At 73.7% G+C, this 20,159-nt stretch carries 23 protein-coding genes; 10 read left to right on the plus strand and 13 right to left on the minus strand.

Annotated elements, in window-relative coordinates; genetic code table 11:
* From ACWCYO_RS24635 to ACWCYO_RS24655, 5 genes are all read left to right on the plus strand, one after another.
* The gene (locus ACWCYO_RS24635) at positions 1-159 is read left to right on the plus strand and encodes a hypothetical protein (RefSeq protein WP_449785439.1); all 159 of its coding nucleotides are present in this window, start codon (positions 1-3) and stop codon (positions 157-159) included.
* Positions 160-337: 178 nt separating this feature from the next.
* Positions 338-1,765 (plus strand): Na+/H+ antiporter NhaA, encoded by a 1,428-nt coding sequence (gene nhaA, locus ACWCYO_RS24640; protein ID WP_270146037.1) that lies wholly within the window; start codon positions 338-340, stop codon positions 1,763-1,765.
* A 292-nt stretch (positions 1,766-2,057) separates the two neighbouring features.
* Positions 2,058-2,534, plus strand: a complete 477-nt coding sequence (locus tag ACWCYO_RS24645; RefSeq protein ID WP_449785406.1) for a phage holin family protein — start codon at positions 2,058-2,060, stop codon at positions 2,532-2,534.
* 77 nt (positions 2,535-2,611) lie between these two features.
* Positions 2,612-3,733, plus strand: coding sequence for an alpha/beta fold hydrolase (locus ACWCYO_RS24650; RefSeq protein WP_449785407.1), 1,122 nt, complete (start codon positions 2,612-2,614; stop codon positions 3,731-3,733).
* 144 nt (positions 3,734-3,877) lie between these two features.
* Entirely contained in the window at positions 3,878-4,087 is a 210-nt protein-coding gene (locus ACWCYO_RS24655; protein ID WP_270146031.1) for a hypothetical protein, read from the plus strand.
* A gap of 182 nt (positions 4,088-4,269) precedes the next feature.
* Here the strand turns inward: ACWCYO_RS24655 and ACWCYO_RS24660 are convergent, their stop codons facing one another.
* The 6 genes from ACWCYO_RS24660 to ACWCYO_RS24685 form a co-directional block, all read right to left on the minus strand.
* Complete coding sequence (locus ACWCYO_RS24660; RefSeq protein ID WP_270146029.1) at positions 4,270-4,971, minus strand: metal-dependent hydrolase; 702 nt, start codon at positions 4,969-4,971, stop codon at positions 4,270-4,272.
* A 147-nt stretch (positions 4,972-5,118) separates the two neighbouring features.
* Positions 5,119-6,303 carry a MarP family serine protease gene (locus ACWCYO_RS24665; RefSeq protein WP_449785408.1) on the minus strand — a complete coding sequence of 395 codons (1,185 nt, stop codon included), beginning with the start codon at positions 6,301-6,303 and terminating at the stop codon, positions 5,119-5,121.
* Between the two features lie 46 nt (positions 6,304-6,349).
* Positions 6,350-7,084: an NUDIX hydrolase gene (locus ACWCYO_RS24670; RefSeq protein WP_270146025.1), complete on the minus strand. Its 735-nt coding sequence runs from the start codon at positions 7,082-7,084 to the stop codon at positions 6,350-6,352.
* Positions 7,081-8,025 (minus strand): endonuclease III, encoded by a 945-nt coding sequence (gene nth / locus ACWCYO_RS24675; RefSeq protein WP_449785409.1) that lies wholly within the window; start codon positions 8,023-8,025, stop codon positions 7,081-7,083. Before nth ends, ACWCYO_RS24670 begins: the two co-directional genes overlap by 4 nt.
* A gap of 180 nt (positions 8,026-8,205) precedes the next feature.
* The gene (locus ACWCYO_RS24680; protein WP_405000686.1) at positions 8,206-8,706 is read right to left on the minus strand and encodes a MarR family winged helix-turn-helix transcriptional regulator; all 501 of its coding nucleotides are present in this window, start codon (positions 8,704-8,706) and stop codon (positions 8,206-8,208) included.
* A gap of 46 nt (positions 8,707-8,752) precedes the next feature.
* On the minus strand, positions 8,753-10,516 hold the full coding sequence (locus tag ACWCYO_RS24685) for an FUSC family protein (protein WP_449785410.1): 1,764 nt from the start codon (positions 10,514-10,516) through the stop codon (positions 8,753-8,755).
* Positions 10,517-10,634: 118 nt separating this feature from the next.
* Between ACWCYO_RS24685 and ACWCYO_RS24690 the strand changes: the two genes are divergently transcribed.
* Positions 10,635-11,261: an RraA family protein gene (locus ACWCYO_RS24690; protein ID WP_449785411.1), complete on the plus strand. Its 627-nt coding sequence runs from the start codon at positions 10,635-10,637 to the stop codon at positions 11,259-11,261.
* Between the two features lie 28 nt (positions 11,262-11,289).
* On the opposite strand, the gene ACWCYO_RS24695 is transcribed toward ACWCYO_RS24690, so the two are convergent.
* A complete protein-coding gene (locus tag ACWCYO_RS24695) occupies positions 11,290-12,108 on the minus strand; it encodes an isocitrate lyase/PEP mutase family protein (protein ID WP_449785412.1) in 819 nt (272 codons plus the stop codon).
* Between the two features lie 113 nt (positions 12,109-12,221).
* Between ACWCYO_RS24695 and ACWCYO_RS24700 the strand changes: the two genes are divergently transcribed.
* Together ACWCYO_RS24700 and ACWCYO_RS24705 are read left to right on the plus strand one after the other, a co-directional pair.
* Entirely contained in the window at positions 12,222-13,259 is a 1,038-nt protein-coding gene (locus ACWCYO_RS24700) for an ArsR/SmtB family transcription factor (protein ID WP_449785413.1), read from the plus strand.
* A gap of 152 nt (positions 13,260-13,411) precedes the next feature.
* Positions 13,412-14,086: a Crp/Fnr family transcriptional regulator gene (locus tag ACWCYO_RS24705; RefSeq protein ID WP_030288117.1), complete on the plus strand. Its 675-nt coding sequence runs from the start codon at positions 13,412-13,414 to the stop codon at positions 14,084-14,086.
* Positions 14,087-14,187: 101 nt separating this feature from the next.
* Here the strand turns inward: ACWCYO_RS24705 and ACWCYO_RS24710 are convergent, their stop codons facing one another.
* The 5 genes from ACWCYO_RS24710 to ACWCYO_RS24730 form a co-directional block, all read right to left on the minus strand.
* On the minus strand, positions 14,188-15,021 hold the full coding sequence (locus tag ACWCYO_RS24710) for an MBL fold metallo-hydrolase (RefSeq protein ID WP_449785414.1): 834 nt from the start codon (positions 15,019-15,021) through the stop codon (positions 14,188-14,190).
* Between the two features lie 73 nt (positions 15,022-15,094).
* Positions 15,095-15,268 (minus strand): hypothetical protein, encoded by a 174-nt coding sequence (locus ACWCYO_RS24715; protein WP_270146012.1) that lies wholly within the window; start codon positions 15,266-15,268, stop codon positions 15,095-15,097.
* Positions 15,269-15,431: 163 nt separating this feature from the next.
* On the minus strand, positions 15,432-16,298 hold the full coding sequence (locus tag ACWCYO_RS24720; protein ID WP_270146010.1) for an NUDIX hydrolase: 867 nt from the start codon (positions 16,296-16,298) through the stop codon (positions 15,432-15,434).
* 63 nt (positions 16,299-16,361) lie between these two features.
* A complete protein-coding gene (locus tag ACWCYO_RS24725) occupies positions 16,362-16,829 on the minus strand; it encodes a RidA family protein (RefSeq protein ID WP_270146008.1) in 468 nt (155 codons plus the stop codon).
* A complete protein-coding gene (locus tag ACWCYO_RS24730) occupies positions 16,826-16,984 on the minus strand; it encodes a DUF4177 domain-containing protein (protein WP_094743074.1) in 159 nt (52 codons plus the stop codon). The genes ACWCYO_RS24725 and ACWCYO_RS24730 overlap by 4 nt, the downstream gene beginning before the upstream one ends.
* A 247-nt stretch (positions 16,985-17,231) precedes the next feature.
* Between ACWCYO_RS24730 and ACWCYO_RS24735 the strand changes: the two genes are divergently transcribed.
* Complete coding sequence (locus ACWCYO_RS24735) at positions 17,232-18,320, plus strand: ArsA-related P-loop ATPase (protein ID WP_270146006.1); 1,089 nt, start codon at positions 17,232-17,234, stop codon at positions 18,318-18,320.
* Entirely contained in the window at positions 18,317-19,540 is a 1,224-nt protein-coding gene (locus ACWCYO_RS24740) for an ArsA family ATPase (protein ID WP_449785415.1), read from the plus strand. The genes ACWCYO_RS24735 and ACWCYO_RS24740 overlap by 4 nt, the downstream gene beginning before the upstream one ends.
* A gap of 121 nt (positions 19,541-19,661) precedes the next feature.
* Here the strand turns inward: ACWCYO_RS24740 and ACWCYO_RS24745 are convergent, their stop codons facing one another.
* Positions 19,662-19,985, minus strand: a complete 324-nt coding sequence (locus tag ACWCYO_RS24745) for a WhiB family transcriptional regulator (protein ID WP_030240986.1) — start codon at positions 19,983-19,985, stop codon at positions 19,662-19,664.
* Positions 19,986-20,159 lie beyond the last annotated feature (174 nt).

Here is a 20,159-nt window from a genome sequence, read left to right on the forward strand (position 1 = left end):
CTGGCCGCCTGCGTCGCCAACGGCTGGGACACCGGGAGCTACCTCGACCCGGCGCACCCGATCCAGGAGCTGGCCCGCGAAGGCCTGCGAAGGCCCGCGAAGACACAGCCGGATACCGGCGGGTCCGCTGCTACTCCGGAGTGCAGAACCGGCCCGTAGGGCTTAAGTCCTTTAACAGGACAATCCGGATGTCACCTGAACGTCCCGCTAGACTGTTAAGGACGCATCAAGATCCTTAAGCAGGATTCGCGGGCGTCACAGGGCGCGCCGGGAAGTCTGGTCGGCAACTGCACCATCCGTGCAACCGTTGCCGCTCCCAGCCCCGAGGAGGTCCCGCGTGACCGACCAGCCGCCCGTCCACGAGCCGACGACCCGCCGCCGGCAGTTCCTCGGCCGGCTGTCACTGCCCGAGCGCACCTTCATCACCGACGCCCTGCGCACCGAGACGGTCGGCGGTGTGCTGCTGCTGGCCGCCGCCGTGGTCGCGCTGATCTGGGCGAACGTCTGGCCGCACGCGTACGAGAGCGTGCTCGACTACCGGATCGGCCCGTCCGCCCCGCTCCACCTCGACCTCACGCTGGCCGTCTGGGCCAAGGACGGCCTGCTGACGATCTTCTTCTTCGTGGCCGGCATCGAGCTCAAGCGCGAGTTCGTCGCGGGCGAGCTGCGCACTCCGAGCGCCGCGCTGCTGCCAGTGGTCGCCGCCGTCTGCGGCGTCGCCATGCCCGCGATCCTGTTCGCCCTGGTCAACTCCGGCAGCGGCGGCCACCCCGGCGGCTGGGCCATCCCGACCGCCACCGACATCGCCTTCGCGCTCGGTGTGCTGGCCGTGGTCGGCAGCCACCTGCCCTCGCCGCTGCGCGCCTTCCTGCTCACCCTGGCCGTGGTCGACGATCTGATCGCGATCCTGATCATCGCGATCTTCTACAGCTCCGGGATCAAGTTCTGGGCGCTCGGCCTGGCCTTCGCCGGCCTGGTGCTGTTCTGGTTCCTGCACCGGCGCGGGGTGAAGGGCTGGTACCTGTTCGTGCCGCTGGCCGTCGTGGTCTGGGCGCTGATGCACGAGAGCGGCGTCCACGCCACCGTGGCGGGCGTCGCGATGGGTCTGATGCTGCGCTGCCACCGGGAGGGCGACGAGAAGCACTCCCCCGGCGAGCACATCGAGCACCTGGTCCGCCCGCTCTCGGCCGGGCTGGCCGTCCCGGTGTTCGCGCTGTTCGCGGCCGGGGTGACGATCTCCGTCCCGGCGCTGCGCGAGGTGTTCACCCAGGCCACACCGCTCGGCGTCGTGATCGGTCTGCTGGTCGGCAAGACGGTGGGCGTGTTCGGCGGCACCTGGCTGGCCGCCCGGTTCACCCGGGCCGAACTGAACCCGCAGCTCAAGTGGGCCGACCTGTTCGCCGTCTCGGTGCTCGCCGGGATCGGCTTCACCGTCTCGCTGCTGATCAGCGAGCTGGCCTTCCCGCACGACCTGGCGCTCGCCGACCGCTCCAAGACGGCCGTCCTGGTCGGCTCGCTGCTCTGCGCGATCGTCGCCACCGTGCTGCTCAAACTGCGCAACCGGCACTACCGCGCACTGTGCGACGAGGAGGACCGGGACCTGGACGGCGACGACGGCGGCGACGGCGACAACGGCGTCCAGGACGGCCGCCAGCAGGACGACCCGGCCTGGCGGGCCCGGACCGCCGACCCGGCGCCGGCCCCCGCACCGGCCCGACGCCTGCCCGGCGACGGGCTCGGCGAGGAGCCCGGAACCGACCGCTGAGACCCCGCCGGGAGGTTCCCGCAGTCCTCTCGCAGTCCTCTCGCAGGCCTTCCCACCGGCCTCCCGCAGGGCTTCCGCGGGTCTCCCGCAAGCCTTCCCACCGGCCTCCCGCAGGCCTTCCGAAGCCAGGACACGTCCCTCCGGCGGGGCCCCGGAGTGGTGTCCGACTGACCGGTAGGGGCATGATTCTGAGCTGTCGACAAACCACTGACGCCTCCGGACCCCCCACCGGCCCGGGAAACCGCACACCGCGACGGCGTCACGCCGCAGCAGCCGCAGAGGAGAACCGCTGATGCCCGCAGGAGCCGCAGACCCGTCCAGCAACGGCCGGGCGCCCTACGAGGGCGAGCGTTCGGTGGGGCAGCTGTTCGCGGCGGCCACCGCCGATCTGTCCGCCCTGGTCCACGACGAGATCGCGCTCGCCAAGGCCGAGATCCGCAAGGACGTCAAGCGCGGTCTCACCGGCGGGGTCTCGATCGGGGTCGCCGCTGTGGTGTTCCTGTTCTCCATCCCCATGTTGAGCGCCGCCGTGGCCTTCGGCATCCACGCGCTGGGGCTTTCGCTCGGCTGGTCCTTCCTCATCGTCGCGGCCGCCTACTGGGTGCTCGGGGTGCTGCTGTTCGTGGTGTCCCGCCGCACGTTCAAGAAGATCGAGCCGCCGCACCGCGCCATCGAGGGTGCCCAGAAGACCGCCGAGGTGCTGAAGAACGCCCGGCCTCGCCCGGCCACCCAGGAGGAGATCGACCGGGGCCTGGGCCGCATCCCGTAACCGCGAGAGGGGCCCTGGACCCGCCGACAACGAGTGCCGGGCACGTGTCCGGCTCCCGGATGTGACACGCTCTCGGTATGCCGCTTGACCAGAAGCCCGTGACCGCGCAGCCGTCCGCCGATTCCGGCCCGGACTCCGGCCCCGATTCCGGCCCCGAGCTGGCCCCCGGACACGAGTCCGAACAGGACCCCGGCCCGAACCCCGGCCCGGCGCCCGTCCAGCCCGCCCAGCCCGTCCAACCCGCCCAGCCCGCCCAGGCGGTTCCCGGTGCCGAACGGCACGGCGGCGGTACGGCCGAGGCCTGGAGCATCCGGCAGCCCGGCCCCTGGGTGCACCGCGACCTCGCGGCCAACGGCGCCCGCTTCCACATCACCGAGCTGGGCTCCGGCCCGCTGGTGTTGTTGGTGCACGGCTGGCCCGAGTACTGGTGGGCGTGGCGCCACCAGCTGACGGCGCTCGCCGAGGCCGGCTACCGCGCCGTGGCGCTCGACCTCCGGGGCATCGGCGGCAGCGACCGCACCCCGCGCGGTTACGACCCGGGCAACCTCGCCCTGGACATCACCGGTGTGATCCGCTCGCTCGGCGAGCGCCGGGCGCACCTGGTCGGGCACGCCTCCGGCGGCACCCTGGCCTGGGTTGCGGCGGTGATGCGCCCGTCGGTGATCCAGAGCCTCACCGTGGTCTCCGCGGCGCACCCCCGGGACCTGCGCCGGGCGCTGCTGACGGACCGCAAGCAGCTGGCCGCCTTCGACCACGTGCTGGGCTTCCAGCGGCCGTGGATACCGGAACGCCGCCTGGTCGCCGACGACGCCGCGCTGGTCGGCCGCTACCTGGACGAGTGGACCGGGCCGAACAAGCTGGACGAGGTGGCGGTGCACGCGTACCGGCAGGCGATCCAGATCCCCAGCACCGCGCACTGCTCGATCGAGCCGTACCGCTGGTTGCTGCGCTCGATGGCGCGCCCGGACGGCATCCAGTTCGCCCGGCGGATGAAGAAGCCGATCACCGCGCCGACCCTGCACGTCCAGGGCGCCTCGGACCCGGTGCTGCTGTCGCACACCGCGCTGGGCGGCGGCGAGTACGTGGCGGCACCGTACCGCTGGCGGCTGATGCCGGGGGTGGGGCACTTCCCGCACGAGGAGGCGCCGGAGGAGTTCACCGCTGAGCTGCTGGACTGGGTCGGCCGCCACAAGGACTGACGACCGGAGGGAACGGCGGGGGGCAATCGGGAAATGGGCTGGCGGCCCAACTCCCTTGATGTCGCGCTCATATGACAATCGCATAGGCCAGTTCCGGTGAACCCGTGCGGTTACTCCCACCGGCCCAGGGGCATCCATTCCGGTATGACCTGGATGCCCGATCGCGACGACGCTCCGCGCGGCCGACGCCACAGCAGTCCCCAGCGCTCCGCACACCGCCCGGACCGGGCCGATGACCTCGGCTTCGAGAGCCTCGACCGCCGTCAGCGCGGGGCGCAACGGCAGATGGGCATCCGGCGCATCCTGGGCCGGCGCGCCCGGTGGGTGGGCGCACGACTGCGGCGCGAGACCTGAGGCCTCGCGCCGCTTCAGCGGACCGGACGACAGCCGGCCGCGGGCTACAGCCGGCCGCTCCGGCAGGCGTCAGCCAGTCGGTCGCCGGGCCGGCAGGCGTCAGCCAGTCGGTCGCCGGGCCGGCAGGCGTCAGCCAGTCGGTCGCCGGGCCGGCAGGCGTCAGCCAGTCGGTCGCCAGCAGGTCAGTTCACGATCGTCGGCGACAGCGCGGTGAACCAGAGCAGGACGAAGGTCGCCACCGACATGATCGGCACCAGCACCTTGGTCTCGACGTTGTTGCCGCTGCGCTTGATCAGCACGATCTCGTAGCGCTCCTTGTGCGGCCACAGCAGCGGCGCGCCCTTCTTGGTCAGGCAGTCGCCCAGCAGGTGCGCCAGCGTGCCCAGTCCGACCGCGTACGGCAGCCAGCCGGGCGCGTTGGGCATCCAGGTGTTCATCCCGAAGGTGCCGAGCGCGGCCAGGCCGATGACGGTGATCCATGCCTCGGGGCCGTTGCTCGGCGGGCAGAGCCGCAGTGCGCGGATCGCCAGGGCCAGCAGGAAGAAGGTCACCGAAAGGGTGAAGTAGCGGCCCAGGAAGGTGACGCCGGCCCAGGTGCCGCCGCCCATCAGCGCGACGAACAGCAGCGAGTGCGTGGCGTGCCGGTGCCCACCGGAGGCCCAGGCCACGAAGCGGCAGAGTGCCTTGGACACCGGTCCGAGGAAATTTGCGATCGAACCGTCGTGGTGGTCGAGGTCCGGCAGCAGCGCCGCGCCCGCGCACAGCACCGTGCCCATCAGTATGTCCGCCGGCTGCAGCGTGGTGTGCAGCAGCAGCGGAGGCAGGAACGGGGCCGAGGCCGCGTACAGCATCGCCCCGCTCACCGCGTGTGAATGACCCATCATCGGACTGCCACGACCTCCCGTTGACTCACTCCGGGACGGCAACCCGGTTGAGCCGAACGGGTGAGCGCGGCCGAGGCTACCAGGGAGGACTGACGGATCGACGGATCCCGCACCGGCGGATCGCGGGGCGGGACGACGGTCGGACCGTCAGAGCGCGCAGCCCTCGGTGTCCACCCTGGTGGTCGCGCTGCCGCCCGCCGTCGCGTCCTCGCGCACCTCGGCCGAGGTCAGCACGTACCCGGTGTCGGCACTGTCCAGGGACTTGGCGAACACCACGCCGTACACCTGGCCGTCCGGGGTGAGCAGCGGACCGCCGCTGTTGCCTTGGCGGACCAGCGAACGCACCGAGTAGACGTCGCGCACCACCTGGCCGCGGTGGTAGATGTCCGGGCCGTTGGCCTGGATCCGGCCGCGGATGCGGGCGGGCTGGACGTTGAAGGCACCGTTCTCGGGGAAGCCCGCGACGATCGCGCTGTCGTTGGTCCTCGCCTCGCCCGCGAAGGTCAGCGGGGGCGCGTTCAGTTTGGGCACGTCCAGGACGGCGATGTCGCGCTGCCAGTCGTAGCGGACCACCGTGGCGTCGTAGAGCTGGCCGACGCCGCCGATCTGCACGGTCGGCTCGTCGACGCCGCCGACCACGTGGGCGTTTGTCATCACCCGGTGCGGGGCGAAGACGAAGCCGCTGCCCTCCAGGGTCTTGCCGCAGGAGGGCGCGGTGCCGACCACCTTGACCAGGCTCTGCCGGGCCTTGGCCACCGCCGGGCTGTTGGCCAGCGCCGGATCGGGGGTGTCGACCTGGGTGATCGGCTCGTGCTCGAAGGGGTTGAAGACCTGCGGGAAGCCGTTGCGGGCGAGCACCTTGGAGAAGTCGGAGAACCAGTTCGGCGCGTCGCTGGGCAGCGCGTCCTGGACGCCGCCGAGGATCGCCGAGGACCGGACCTGCTTGGAGACCGTCGGCAGGGACGTTCCGGCCAGCGCGGAGCCGATCAGCCAGGCCACCAGCAGCATCGAGATCACGTTGACCACCGCGCCGCCGGACGCGTCCAGCAGCCGGGCCGGACGGCGGTCGATGTGGCCGCGCAGCTTCCAGCCGAAGTGCGCGGTGATCGCCTGCCCGATCGCGGCGCAGACGATCACCACCACGACGGCCACCACCGAGGCCGTGGTGCCGGGGCTGAGGTGGTCGAGCAGCAGCGGCAGCAGCTGGACGGCCAGCAGACCGCCGCCGAGGAAGCCGACGAGTGACAGGACGCCCACCACGAAGCCCTGCCGGTAGCCCGAAATGGCGAATCCGACGGCGGCGAGGATCAGCAGCACATCCAGGACGTTCACTCCGACACCCTCCCACGCTTCGCGCCCCTGCCGCGCCGACGGACCGTCACGAGCGGTCGGCGTCGCCGCCCGGCAGGGCACGGGAGTGTTCGAGGTCACCCTGGACGAGCGCGAGCGCGTCGTCCGAGAGGTCGACGATCCGGGACGGGTCCCAGGGCAGCTCCAGCCCGCTGTGGTGCAGCACCCGGTCGATCACCCCGGCGGTGAATCCCCAGACCAGCCGCCCGGCGACCGCGAAGGCCGGTCCGATGTGCCCGGACGGGTGCCGCAGCCGGACCCGGTTCGCCGGGTCGGCCAGGTCGGCGATCGTGACCCGGAACACCGCGCCGGTCTCGCCCTGGTCCACCGGGCGCACCGGCGACTCCTCGCGCCACCAGCCCAGCACCGGGGTCACCACGAAGCTGCTCACCGGGATGTACAGCCGGGGCAGCGCGGCGAAGACCTGCACCCCGGCCGGGTCCAGGCCGGTCTCCTCCCAGGCCTCGCGCAGCGCCGCCGCGATCGGGCCGGGGCCGTCCGGGTCGCCGTCCTCCGGGTCCAGCGAGCCGCCCGGGAAGGACGGCTGGCCGGCGTGCGAGCGCAGCGAGCGGGCGCGCTCGATCAGCAGCAGGTCCGGCCCGTCCGGGCCCTCGCCGAACAGCATCAGCACGGCTGCCGCCCGGCCGCCCTCGCGCGGCGGCAGGAAACGGCTCAGCTGCTCCGGCAGCACCCGCTCGGCCGCGTCCCGGACCGGCTCCAGCCAGCCCGGCAGGCCGCTCCGCTCGATGAGTCCGGCGGTCACGCGTCCACCGCCAGGTCCGCGACCTGCCCGTGGTGGGCGGCGGCGTCGGCGCGGGCGGCCGCCTCGCCGGGGAAGTCCGCCGGTGGCTTCAGCCGCTGGCCGGGATGGCCGCCCATCTCGTACTTGAGCAGCTTGCGGGCCTTCTCCGGGTCCAGCTCGCCCTCCCCGTAAGCGGGGCAGAGCGGCGCGATCGGGCAGGCCCCGCAGGCGGGCCTCTGGGAGTGGCAGATCCGGCGGCCGTGGAAGACCACCCGGTGCGAGAGCATCGTCCACTCCGACTTCGGGAAGATCTCGGCGACGGCCAGCTCGACCTTCACCGGGTCCTCTTCGGTGGTCCAGCCGAACCGCCGGGCCAGCCGCCCGAAGTGGGTGTCCACGGTGATGCCGGGGACGCCGAAGGCGTTGCCGAGCACGACGTTGGCGGTCTTGCGGCCGACCCCGGGCAGGGTCACCAGGTCGGCCAGCCGGCCGGGGACCTCGCCGCCGAACTCGTCGCGCAGTGCCGTGGAGAGGCCGATCAGCGACTTCGCCTTGTTCCGGAAGAAGCCGGTCGGACGGATGATCTCCTCCAGCTCCTCCGGGTTCGCCGCCGCCATGTCCTCGGGCGTCGGGTACTTCGCGAACAGGGCCGGGGTGGTCTGGTTCACCCGCAGGTCGGTGGTCTGCGCCGACAACACGGTGGCGACCAGCAGCTGGAACGGGTTCTCGAAGTCCAGCTCCGGGTGCGCGTACGGGTACAGCTCCGCCAGCTCGCGGTTGATCCGCCGGGCCCGTCGCACCATCGCCAGGTGCGACTCCGGCTTCCTCGGCTTCACCGCCGGCTTCGCCGCCTGCTTCACGTCAGGCTTCACGGCCGACTTCACGGCCGACTTCACGGCCTGCTTCTCGGCGTGCTCCGCGGCCGGCTTGGTCGCGGTCTTCCGGGCCTTGCTCTCTGCCATGCACGAAGGCTACGCCGAGCGGCGGACCGCTTGGGGCCGATCAAGGAGGGAAAAGGGCCTGCCGGGGCGGCTGTTGCGCAAAGGGGAGCGGTCCGGCTGGGGGGAGAACGGGTGATCAGGGCCTGTTGGCCGAGGACATGACCGGGTCCGGCCGGAGGGCGTTCACCGGATGCACCGCGTTCACCGCAGGGGGCGGCCGATGGTGCCCTCGAGGGTGTTGAGCAGGCCGGCCAGGGCCTCGGCGAGGCGGTCCTGTTCGTCGGGGGTGAGGCCGGAGAGCAGGGCACGGTCGTAGGCGACGAGTTCCTGGATCAGGCCGTCGACCAGTTCTCGGCCGGCGTCGGTGAGTGAGAGGTGGGCGACCCGGCGGTCACGGTCGTCGGTGCGGCGGCTGACCAGCCCGCGCTCCTCCAGCAGCCGCAGGCGCTTGGTCACGGCGGCGCCGGAGGCGAAGCTCTCGCGGGCCAGCTGGGTGGGCGTCAGCTCGACGTCGACCCGGCGCAGGGCACCGAGGATGTCGAACTCGGCGCGGGTGAGGCCGGCCCGGGTGAGCGGGTCGGGCGTCTGCTGGAGCAGCGCGGCGCAGCGGTTGATCCGGCCGAGGACGGCGATCGGGCCGGTGTCCAGGCCCGGGTAGGCGCGCTCCCACTGGCGCAGCACACCTGCGACGACGTCCTCCACGTGCGCTGCTCCCGTTCTGCGGCCGACCACCGGCCGTCCGTCGATCCTAGGGCCCGACGGTGCGCACTCCGGCGCCGCGCCGCTCCAGCAGGGCGGCCAGCAACTGGTGGGCGTGCTGCTCGGTGTCGGCGGCGCGCTGGTGCGGGAGGGCGGGGCGGCGCCACTCGCCGGTGGCGGTGTCGGCGGCCTCGCGCAGTTCCAGCAGGGCGCTGGCCAGTCCGGTGCGGGCGGCCACGGCTTCGGAGTCGGTGGGCCGGACGACCCCGACGGCCGCGCTGGCCCCGGAGGTCGCAACGGCCCCGACGGTCTCGACGGCCGCGATGGCGGCCCGGGCCTCCCGGGTTGCGGTCTCGGCGCCGGCCAGGGCGCGGGACAGCCGGGCGGCGGTGCGGCGGTTGGTGACCAGCAGGCAGGCGGCGAGGCCGGTGAGCGCGCCCACGCAGGTGTCCAGCCAGCGGTCGGCGGCCAGGGTCCGGGCGGGCTGGGGGCCCGCGAACTCGGTCATCAGCAGTGCCATCGGGGTGACGAACACGGTGGCCAGCCAGTAGCTGCGGGCGATCGTCGCCTCCGCGCCGAACTGGCACAGCAGCCCCAGTGCGATCAGCGCCACCGAGCCGGAGTGCGCGACGGGCAGCACGGCGGTGAACAGCACCAGGCCGATCAGGTTGCCCAGCACCCGCTGCAGCGCGCGCTGCCAGGAGAGCGTGCTGTTGGCCTGGAACACCGAGGCCGCGGTGACCACCGCCCAGTACGGTCGGCCGACGCCGAAGGCCAGCGAGAGCCATCCGGCGGCGGCGCAGCCGACCGCGACCCGCAGGCCGATCGGCAGCAGCGTGGAGCCGGGGCGCAGCGCCTGACGCATCGTCCGACGCGGCGCCGGCCGGGAGTCGGGGCGGTGGGTGCTCAGCTCGGCGGCCTCCGCCTCGGTGAGGTCGAGCAGCGGCAGCGGACGGCCCCGGCGCAGCTCGCGGGCCCAGGCCGAGTACCGCTCGGCGGCGGCATCGGCAGCACCGGCGGCATCGGCGCCAGCGACAGCACCGGCATCGGCGGCGGCACCGGCGTCGTCGGCCGGGTCGACGGGTGCGGCCAGGGCCGACTCCGCGCGCAGGAGCAGCCGCTCGGGCGCGTCGCCGAGGGCGCGCCACCGGGCCGGGGAGGAGAGCACGAGGCTCTGCCGGGCCGCGTCGACCGCGCCGACCAGGGCGGTCCGGGCGGCCGCGTCGGGGGTGCCGGGCGCGGTGCGGACCAGCCGGGCGGCGGCCTCCAGCGCGCGGGCGGTGGCGATCCGCTCGGGCCCGTACGGGCGCAGCAACGCGGGGGCCATGCCGACCAGCCAGGCCAGTGCGGCGCCGAGCACGGTGAGCGCCAGGTGCGGCGGCAGATCGGCGGGGTGCTGGGGAACGAAGGCGCAGGTGGCGGTCGTGAAGGTGATGATCAGACTGCCGGGCGGGCCGATCCGGGCGGCGTCGCAGCACAGCCTGTGCAGCGCGGCGAGCACGGCGGCCACCACGACCAGCACCACCGGGTCACGGGTCAGCGCGGCGGCGGTGAGGGCGGCGGCGGTGCTGAGCACGGTGCCGAGCAGCACGCCGGCCAGGGTCCGGGCCCGGGCCCGGTAGGGCAGGCCGTGCCCGTACAGGGCGCCGAGTCCGCCGGCCGAGGTGTAGAGCGCGAGGTCGAGCCGGCCGAGGGCGAGCAGGGTGAGGTCGAGGACGCCGAGGGTCACCACGGCGCTGAGCGCGGGCTTGTGCCAGATGTCCCCTGGCGGGCCGACCCGGAGTGCCTGCCGGAACTGGGCGATTGTGGCCATGGAGAAAGATTAGCGGATAATTTATATGTAAAACACTGAGGAACGTCGGAGTCCCGGAACCCCCGTCCACCCACGCCCTAGTCTTCCGACGGTCTGACCATCGGAGGAAAGAGGAAGCATGGACGGGGACTTCAAGGACTTCGCGGACATTCCCACCACCACCCTGGCCGACGTCCTGGGCCGCGCCCAGGTCATGGACATCGGCCTGCGCCCGCTGTGGACGGGCATGCCCCGGGTGGCCGGACCGGCCTTCACCGTGCAGTGCCCGCCCGGCGACAACCTGATGCTGCACGCGGCGATCTACCGGGCCGAGCCCGGCTCGGTGATCGTGGTGGAGTCCGGCGACCTGGACTACGCGCTGGCCGGTGGCAATGTCTGCGCCGTGGCGCAGCGCCGGGGCGTCGCCGCCTTCGTGGCCGACGGCCTGATCCGGGACCTCGGCGAGGTGCGCGAAATGGGCTTCCCGGTGGTCGCCCGGGGCGTCATCCCGATCCCCGGAGCGAAGAAGCAGCTGGGCACCCACGGCGCCCCGGTGCGCTGCGGCGGCGTGCTGGTGGCGGCCGGCGACATCGTGGTGGCCGACGAGGAGGGCGTCGTGGTGGTGCCGGCCGCCGAACGGGCGCGGGCCCTGGCGGCGGCCCGGGCGAAGCTGGCCAAGGAGGCCGCCGAGACCCTGGACGACTGGGAGGCCGCCCACCACGCCCGGATCGAGCAGAGCCTCGCCGAGCTGGGCTTCACCGACTGACGCAAGTCAGTACAGTCCGTTCGACTAGCTAGTACAGCCCGTTCAACTCCCCGAAGCCGAGCGCCCCGTCGAGCTCCGTCAGCGTCCCGGCGCCGAGCAGCTCGACGGCGGCCCGGTGGGCCGTGGTGTACGCGGCCTGGGCGAGGCCGGTGCCGACGCTGATCCGCCGCACCCCGGTGGCGGCGAGTTCGGTGACGGTCGGCCCGCCCGCCCCGGCCATCGCGTTCACCGGCAGCGGGGAGCGCCGGCACAGTTCGGTGAGGGCGTCGAGGTCCAGCAGCCCGGGGACGAACAGGCCGTCGGCGCCCGCCGCGGCGTAGGCCTCGGCCCGGACCAGCACGTCCTCGAGCCCGCCCAGTCCGAACAGGAACACATCGGTACGGGCGTTGACCAGCAGCTCGGGCAGTCCGGCCGCCGCTGCCGCGGTGCGGGCCGCGCGCAGCCGCTCGGCCTGCTCGGCCACCGGGAACAGCGGCCCGCCGACGGCCGTCGAGTCCTCCAGGTTGACCCCGGCCGCGCCGGCGCCGACCAGTTCGGTGACGGTCGCGGCCACGTCGGCGGGCAGCGGCCCGTACCCGCCCTCGGCGTCGACGGTGACCGGCAGGTCCACCGCGGCGACCACCCGGCGGGCCGCCTCGACCGCCGCCGCACGGTCCATCCGCTGGCCGTCGCCGTGGCCCAGCGACCAGGAGACGCCGCCGCTGGTGGTGGCGATCGCCCGGGCGCCGGCCGAGGCGATCACCGCGGCGCTGCCCGCGTCCCAGGCGTTGGGCAGGATGAGCAGGCCCTCCGCGACGAGCTGGCGCAGCCGCAGCGCCCGCTCGCGGGCCTCGGGGGTGATGGACATATCGGGTCACCGGCTTTCGTACGGATCGGTGGGGACGCGGGCATCCTGCGCCCCGGCCCGGGCCCGCCACCAGTGATTAAGCTGGGGCCGAATCTTCCGAAGGGGGCCCGCGGATGCGGACGGAACTCCAGTTCTCCACCCAGGACTTGGCACTGACCCGGTTCGCCGTCAGCCCGATGCAGGAGGTGGTGACCAGCCTGCGCGCGCTCGCCCACTCCCCCGCGCCCGCGCTGCACCGCCGCTGGGCCGGGCAGGTGCGGGCCCGGCTGGCCGCCACCGGGCTGGACCGGGGCCGGCTGGCGGCGATGGTCCCGCCCGACGGCCACCTGCCCGACTTCCTCAACCCCGCCCCGGCGGGTTGCTCGACCACGCTCGCCGAGGAGCTGGCCGCGATCACCGCGACCGGCGCCGAGCAGGTCCGGGCCGACCTCGACGTCCTGGCCGCCGAGGCCGGCGGCCGGCTGCCCGCCGCGCTGGCACCGCTGCACCGCGACCCGGCCGGCCAGCTGCCCAGGCTGGCGGCCGAGATCGAGGCGTACTGGGAACTCGCGCTCGCCCCGTACTGGGCCCGGATCCGGGCGCTACTGGCGGCGGACGTCTTCCACCGCTCCCGACAGGCCGCCGAGCACGGCACCGCGCGGATGCTGAACGAACTGCACGGGACGGTCCGCTGGGACGGCGCCGCGCTGCGGCTGGAGCAACGGCACTGCGCCGTCACCCGGCTGACCGCCGGAGCCGGGCTGCTGCTCCTCCCCTCGGCCTTCGCCTGGCCCCGGGTGCTCACCCGGGTACTGCCGCCGGACCCGCCGCAGCTGATCTACCCGGCGCGCGGCACGGCCGCGCTGTGGGAGGAGCGGCCGGACCCGGCGGCGCGCACCGACGCGCTGGCCGCCGTCCTCGGCCGGTCCCGGGCCCGGCTGCTGGCCGAGCTGGACTCCCCGGCCTCGACCACCGAGCTGGCCCGCCGGACCGGGCTGTCCCCGGCCGCCGTCTCCCAGCACCTCACCGCCCTGCGCGCGGCGGGCCTGACCAGCGCCCACCGGGCCGGGCACGCCGTCCTCTCCGCCCGTACGGCGGTGGGCGACTCCCTGTTCGATCCCGGCGAACCGGCGTTCGATAGGCCGGCGCCCGCCGGGCGCCCCACCCCGTGACCCGCCGGTACGAATGGCCCCGCACCGCACCCCCGGACACACCCCCTCCTCATATGATCGGAGCGACATGCGCCATGCTTGGTGATGCAGAACACTGAACGGAACTTGCGCCGGACGGCCCACCCGCCGGACGGCCGAGAAGGAGGAAGCACGTGGACGACGTTCTGCGGCGCGCCGCACTCTTCGCGGCACTCGACGACGAACAGGCCGGCGAGCTGCGCGCTTCCATGACCGAGGTCACCCTCGCCCGTGGTGAGTCGCTGTTCCACGAGGGCGACCCGGGCGACCGGCTGTACGTCGTCGCCGAGGGCAAGGTGAAGCTGCACCGCGCCTCGCCGGACGGCCGCGAGAACATGCTGGCCGTGCTCGGCCCCAGCGAGATGATCGGCGAGCTGTCGCTGTTCGACCCGGGCCCGCGCACCGCCACCGCCAGCGCGCTGACCGAGGTCAAGCTGCTCGGCCTCGGCCACGGCGACCTGCAGCCCTGGCTGCACGCCCGCCCCGAGGTCTCCATCGCGCTGCTGCGGGCCATCGCCCGCCGACTGCGCCGGACCAATGACGTGATGTCCGACCTGGTCTTCTCCGACGTGCCCGGCCGCGTCGCCAAGGCCCTGCTGGACCTTTCCCGCCGCTTCGGCGTGCAGTCCGAGGAGGGCATCCACGTCGCCCATGACCTCACCCAGGAGGAGCTGGCCCAGCTGGTCGGCGCCTCCCGCGAGACGGTCAACAAGGCGCTGGCCGACTTCGCCGGCCGCGGCTGGCTGAAGCTGGAGGCGCGCGCGGTGGTCCTGCTGGACGTCGAGCGGCTGTCGCGCCGCTCGCGCTGACGCTTCGACGCTGACGCTCCGAGCACCGCGAAGAGCAGTACCGCGAAGAGCAGTACCGCGAAGGGCCCGTCCGGACGGACGGGCCCTTCCGCGTTTCCGGCTCAGTCCTGGTCCGGGATCAGCCCGTGCTCCTCCAGGTACTCCAACTGGGCGCGCACCGACAGCTCGGCGGCCGGCCAGAGCGCCCGGTCCACGTCGGCGTAGACCCTGGCGACCACGTCGGCGGCCGTCCGGCAGCCCGCCTCGACCGCGGTCTCCACCTGGGCGAGCCGGGTGGCCCGGTGGGCCAGGTAGTAGTCGACGGCGCCGAGCGCGTCCGCGAGCACCGGGCCGTGGCCGGGCAGCACCGTACGGACGCCGTGCGCGGAGGCCATCGTGTGGAGGCGGCGCAGCGAGTCCAGGTAGTCGCCGAGCCGGCCGTCGGGGTGGGCGACCATCGTGGTGCCGCGGCCGAGCACGGTGTCCCCGGTGAGGACCGCGCCGTCGTCCGGCAGGTGGAAGGTCAGCGAGTCCGAGGTGTGGCCGGGAGTGGCGACCACCCGCAGGTCGAGGCCGCCGACGTCCAGGCGCTGGCCGCCGACCAGGCCCTCGGAGCCCAGCCGGTGCGCCGGGTCCAGGGCCCGCACCTCGGTGCCGGTCAGCTCCGCGAAGCGGGTCGCGCCCTCGGAGTGGTCGGCGTGGCCGTGGGTCAGCAGGGTGAGCGCGATCCGCTTGCCGCGCTCCTCGGCGAGGTCGACCACCCGGCGCAGGTGGCCCTCGTGCAGCGGGCCCGGGTCGATCACCACCGCGAGGTCCGAGCCCGGCTCGGAGAGCAGCCAGGTGTTGGTGCCGTCCAGCGTCATCGGCGACGGGTTCGGCGCCAGCACGCACAGCGCCCGTGGGGTGGCCTCGCCGCCGACCACGGCGGCGGGGTCACCAGGCAGGAGTCCACTCATGCGCCCGCCTCGCTGCGCTCGGTGGGCGCTGCGCGCAACGCGCACCTCTCGGTGGTTCGCCCGCTCCGCTCGTTCACCGGCCGCCTCCGCCGTCGCGATGCAGGGCCCGCAGCGGCAGGACCCGGACGAGGGCGCGCTGGGCGACCTCGACGAACGGGACCTGGCTCTCGCAGGCCGGGGAACGGGGGATCAGTCGGCGGGCGGGCAGCTCGGGGGCCGTCCGGCGAGCCACGTCGTTGTGGTTCATCGGTCGTCGGTCCTTTCTGATCGTCTGATCGGCATCTCTTCAGTGGTGGTCAGGAATCGCGGGGCAGGCGTCGGGTCGGGTGTCCACGACGCGGTACCCCCAACTCAGGTGCCCCGAGGTCAGGTGCCCCGAGGTCAGGTACCCCGAGGTCAGGCGCCTCCGGTCAGGAGTCCTCCGGGAACTCCCCGTCGATGGTCAGCTCGTCGTACCCGGGCCAGCGGACCGTCATCCGGTCGCCGCGGACCTCGGCCCGGCCCAGCACCGGCTCCAGCGTCCGCCCGGCGGCCGCTGCCAGCGCCTCGGCGGCGGTCCGGACCGGCGTCAGCTCGCGCAGCACCGTCACGGTCGGCGGCAGCATGCCGAACCGGCCTTCCCGGTAACCCCGGACCGCCTCGGTCGGGGTCAGCCAGGCGACCCGGTCGGCCTCGCCGACCTCGAGCGCCGCGCGCTGACCGGCGGGCAGGGCGGCGACGAAGAACCAGGTGTCGTAGCGCCGCTCCTCGAACTCCGGGGTGATCCAACGGGCCCAGCCGCCCAGCAGGTCGCTGCGCAGTACCAGGCCGTTGTCCCGCAGGAACTCGGCGAAGGACAGCTCGTGTGCCTCCAGCGCGGCCCGCTCCGCGGACCAGTCGCGCGGCTCGGCGACGCTCTCCGCGTCGGGGCCGGCCAGCAGCACGCCGGCCTCCTCGAAGGTCTCGCGCACGGCCGCGCACACCACCGCCCGGGCCGTCCGGGCGTCCACCCCGAGCCGGCGCGCCCACTCCTCGGGCGGGGGCCCGGCCCAGCCCGGCTCGACCTCGGCGTCGCGCGGGTCCACCCCGCCGCCCGGGTAGGCGTACATCCCGGCCGCGAAGGCCATCGAGGTGCGCCGGCGCAGCAGGTAGGCCTCCGGCCCGTCGGCGCAGTCGCGCAGCAGCACGACCGTCGCGGCGGGCCTGGGCACCGCCGGGGTGAGCAGGCCGGAGTCGACCGCCCGGATCCGGGCGGGCCAGCCGGGCGGCATCGGGAGCGTCGTTGCTCGATGGTCCATGCCCGGATGCTAAGCGCACGGAGGCGGGGTTGGACAGGCCCAACCCCGCCTCCGCGATCACGCTCAAGCGTTCTTGACGCGCACCTGGATCTCGACCTCGACCGGGGCGTCCAGCGGCAGCACCGCGACGCCGACCGCGCTGCGGGCGTGCACACCGGCCTCGCCCAGCACCTGGCCGAGCAGCTCGCTGGCGCCGTTGATCACGGCGGGCTGGCCGGTGAAGTCGGGGGCGGAGGCGACGAAGCCGACGACCTTCACGACGCGCTCGATCCGGTCCAGGTCGCCGATCACGGACTTCACGGCGGCCAGGGCGTTCAGCGCACAGGTCCGCGCGAGCTCCTTGGCCTCCTCCGCGGACACCTCGGCGCCGACCTTGCCGGTGCTCGGCAGCTTGCCGCCGACGACCGGCAGCTGGCCGGAGGTGAACACGAACTCACCGGACTGCACGGCCGGCACGTACGCGGCGACCGGGGCGGCCACCGGCGGCAGGGTCAGACCCAGCTCCGCGAGCTTCGACTCGACCTGGCTCATGCGTTCTTCTCCCGCTTGAAGTAGGCCACCAGCTGCTCCGGGTTCGGGCCCGGCACGACCTGGACGAGCTCCCAGCCGTCCTCGCCGAAGTTGTCCAGGATCTGCTTGGTGGCGTGCACGAGCAGGGGTGCCGTCATGTATTCCCACTTGGTCATGGCCAGACTCTAGACGAGCCGTCCCGGCGATCGCCGCCGCCCGCCGACCGGCGTGTGAGGTGGGGCACAAAGGGGGCATGATTCAGCCCTGGCACCCCAGGTGCTCCGGGCATCGGGAGCGCTCCCTGGTTACCCTCGCGAGAGGGCACCCTCATGGAGGGGCACCCCGTCCGCGCGCGGGCACCCCCGGCAGGGGCGCCTCGCGGGAGGGGACACCCGTAGGGATGGAGACGGACGGAGACGCAGCGTGGCACGCACTCCCGGCCAGGCGGCCCGGCGCGACCCCGACTGGGAGGGGGTCCGGCTGCACGTGGTCAGCGGCAAGGGCGGCACCGGGAAGACCACGCTGGCCGCCGCGCTGGCCCTGGCCCTGGCCGCCGACGGCGGACGGGTGCTGCTGATCGAGGTCGAGGGTCGGCAGGGCATCGCCGAGCTGTTCGGGATCGCCGCGCTCCCGTACGAGGAGCGCCGGATCGCCTCGGTCTCCCGCCCCCAGCTGGGACTGCCGGCCGGGGAGGCGCCCGCGGGCGGGGCACACGCCGGCGAGGTCCTCGCGCTGGCGATCGACACCGAGCAGGCGCTGCTCGAGTACCTGGAGATGTTCTACAAGCTCGGCCGGGCCGGCAAGGCGCTGCAGAAGGTCGGCTTCGTCGACTTCGCCACCACCGTCGCCCCCGGCGTGCGGGACGTGCTGCTCACCGGCAAGGCCTGCGAGGCGGCCCGCCGCAAGGGCCCGGACGGGCGGCGCCGGTACGACGCGGTGGTGATGGACGCCCCGCCGACCGGGCGGATCACCCGGTTCCTGAACGTCAACTCCGAGGTCGCCGGACTGGCCCGGATCGGCCCGATACACACCCAGGCGCAGGCCGTGATGCGGGTGCTGCGGTCGCCGGAGACCGCCGTGCACCTGGTCACCCTGCTGGAGGAGATGCCGGTGCAGGAGACGGTCGACGGCATCGCGGAGCTGCGCGAGGCGAAGCTCCCGGTGGGCGGGGTGATGGTCAACATGGTCCGGCCACCGGTGCTGGACGCGGCGGCGGTAGCCGCGGTGGACGGGGACCACCGCGAGGAGGTGGCGCTGGCCCTCGGCGAGGCCGGGCTGGGCGGCCGCTCGCGGAAGGCGGAGACGGTCCGGGCGGCGGTGGAGCCGCTGCTCGACCCGCTGCTGGAGCAGGCCAGGGAGCACGCCGAGCGGGTCGAGCTGGAGCGCGAGCAGCGCGCCGACCTGCAGCAGCTGCGACTCCCGACGTACGAACTGCCGCTGCTGGGCGAGGGCGTGGACCTCGGCGGGCTGTACCGGCTGGCGGGCGAACTGAAGCGGCAGGGGGCGGCGTGACTCCGACGAACGGCGGCACGACGAACGGCGGTACGACGACGGCCGGCGGCGCGACGTCGGACGGCGTGCGGGGCACCGGCAGTCGGCTCGCGGTGGACGCGCTGCTCGACGACCCGAAAACCAGGATCATCGTCTGCTGCGGCTCCGGCGGCGTCGGCAAGACCACCACCGCCGCGGCGATCGGCCTGCGGGCCGCCGAGCGCGGCCGCAAGGTCGTGGTGCTGACCATCGACCCGGCCCGGCGGCTGGCCCAGTCGATGGGCCTGACCGAGCTGGACAACACTCCCCGGGTGGTCAAGGGCGTCACCGGCGACGGGGAGCTCCAGGCCATGATGCTCGACATGAAGCGGACCTTCGACGAGGTCGTGCTGGCCCACTCCGAGCCCGAACGGGCCAGGGCGATCATGGACAACCCGTTCTACCAGTCCCTGTCGGCCGGCTTCGCGGGCACGCAGGAGTACATGGCGATGGAGAAGCTCGGGCAGCTGCGCGCCGCCGAGGAGTGGGACCTGATCGTGGTGGACACCCCGCCGTCCCGCTCGGCGCTGGACTTCCTGGACGCGCCCAACCGGCTCGGGTCCTTCCTGGACGGCCGGGTGATCCGGATCCTGACCGCGCCGGCCAAGGTCGGCGGCCGCAGCGCGATGAGGTTCCTCAACGCCGGGATGGGCCTGCTCACCGGCACCCTGGGCAAGATCTTCGGCGCCCAGCTGCTCACCGACGTGCAGACCTTCGTCAGCGCGATGGACTCGATGTTCGGCGGCTTCCGCGAGCGCGCCGACCGCACCTACCAGTTGCTCAAGGCACCGGGCACGGCGTTCCTGGTGGTGGCGGCGCCGGAGCGGGACGCGCTGCGCGAGGCGGCGTACTTCGTGGACCGGCTCGCTGCGGACCGGATGCCGCTGGCCGGGCTGGTGCTCAACCGGGTGCACAGCACTGGCGCTCCGCAGCTCACCGCGGAGCGGGCGCTGGCGGCCGCCGAGGCCCTGGAGGAGAACGGCTCGGAGCACTCCTCGCCCGAGGCGGAGCTGCTCGCGGCCGGGTTGCTGCGGCTGCACGCCGAGCGGATGCAGATCATGGGGCGCGAGCGGCGCACCCGGGACCGCTTCGTCTCGGTGTATCCCGACGTGCCGATCGTGGAGGTGGCCGCGCTGCCGGGCGACGTGCACGACCTGGACGGGCTGCGGGCCATCGGGGAGCGGCTCAGCGGCTCGGCGTGAGCGCCGGCCCGGGGGGACCGGCTCGGGCGACGCGGCCCGCGTGGCCGGCGAGGCCGATGCCACCGGCACGGTCGACGCAACCGGCACGGCCGGCGTACCGCCGCCGGCATTCAGCCCGGGTTCAGCCCGCCTGGGCGTAGTCCGTCAGTATCACGCCGGTCGCGAGGGACTCCTCGTACTCGGTACGGGCCGTCTCCAGCAGCCTGCGCCACGAGATGACCGTCGGGCGGCGGCGCAGCAGCGCCCGGCGCTCGCGCTCCGTCATCCCGCCCCACACGCCGAACTCCACCCGGTTGTCCAGCGCGTCCGCGAGGCACTCCGTACGGACGGGGCAACCGCTGCACACCGCCTTCGCCCGGTTCTGTGCCGCCCCCTGGACGAACAGTTCGTCCGGATCACTCGTGCGGCAGGCGGCCTGCGCACTCCAGTCGTCAACCCAGCCCATGCCGGCGCCGTCCTCTCCCGATGATTCGAGGCTCCCCCACGGCGGCAACGGCATATTCACCGTTGCCAGTTGAGGACGTTACGGAAGATGGACAGCTTGCAACAGCCCCTTCGGGCTCAATCTCGAATGACCCGATCGGACTATGGGTATCTGTCATCTCACTCGTTGGAGTGA

Source organism: Kitasatospora sp. NPDC001683, assembly GCF_053596495.1.

Coding starts and splice junctions, on each gene's coding strand:
- ACWCYO_RS24645 (WP_449785406.1), top strand. CDS start 2,058: ATGCCCGCAGGAGCCGCAGACCCGTCCAGCAACGGCCGGGCGCCCTAC.
- ACWCYO_RS24650 (WP_449785407.1), top strand. CDS start 2,612: ATGCCGCTTGACCAGAAGCCCGTGACCGCGCAGCCGTCCGCCGATTCC.
- ACWCYO_RS24655 (WP_270146031.1), top strand. CDS start 3,878: ATGACCTGGATGCCCGATCGCGACGACGCTCCGCGCGGCCGACGCCAC.
- ACWCYO_RS24660 (WP_270146029.1), bottom strand. CDS start 4,971: ATGATGGGTCATTCACACGCGGTGAGCGGGGCGATGCTGTACGCGGCC.
- nth (WP_449785409.1), bottom strand. CDS start 8,025: ATGGCAGAGAGCAAGGCCCGGAAGACCGCGACCAAGCCGGCCGCGGAG.
- ACWCYO_RS24685 (WP_449785410.1), bottom strand. CDS start 10,516: ATGGCCACAATCGCCCAGTTCCGGCAGGCACTCCGGGTCGGCCCGCCA.
- ACWCYO_RS24690 (WP_449785411.1), top strand. CDS start 10,635: ATGGACGGGGACTTCAAGGACTTCGCGGACATTCCCACCACCACCCTG.
- ACWCYO_RS24695 (WP_449785412.1), bottom strand. CDS start 12,108: ATGTCCATCACCCCCGAGGCCCGCGAGCGGGCGCTGCGGCTGCGCCAG.
- ACWCYO_RS24700 (WP_449785413.1), top strand. CDS start 12,222: ATGCGGACGGAACTCCAGTTCTCCACCCAGGACTTGGCACTGACCCGG.
- ACWCYO_RS24710 (WP_449785414.1), bottom strand. CDS start 15,021: ATGAGTGGACTCCTGCCTGGTGACCCCGCCGCCGTGGTCGGCGGCGAG.
- ACWCYO_RS24715 (WP_270146012.1), bottom strand. CDS start 15,268: ATGAACCACAACGACGTGGCTCGCCGGACGGCCCCCGAGCTGCCCGCC.
- ACWCYO_RS24720 (WP_270146010.1), bottom strand. CDS start 16,298: ATGGACCATCGAGCAACGACGCTCCCGATGCCGCCCGGCTGGCCCGCC.
- ACWCYO_RS24725 (WP_270146008.1), bottom strand. CDS start 16,829: ATGAGCCAGGTCGAGTCGAAGCTCGCGGAGCTGGGTCTGACCCTGCCG.
- ACWCYO_RS24730 (WP_094743074.1), bottom strand. CDS start 16,984: ATGACCAAGTGGGAATACATGACGGCACCCCTGCTCGTGCACGCCACC.
- ACWCYO_RS24745 (WP_030240986.1), bottom strand. CDS start 19,985: ATGGGCTGGGTTGACGACTGGAGTGCGCAGGCCGCCTGCCGCACGAGT.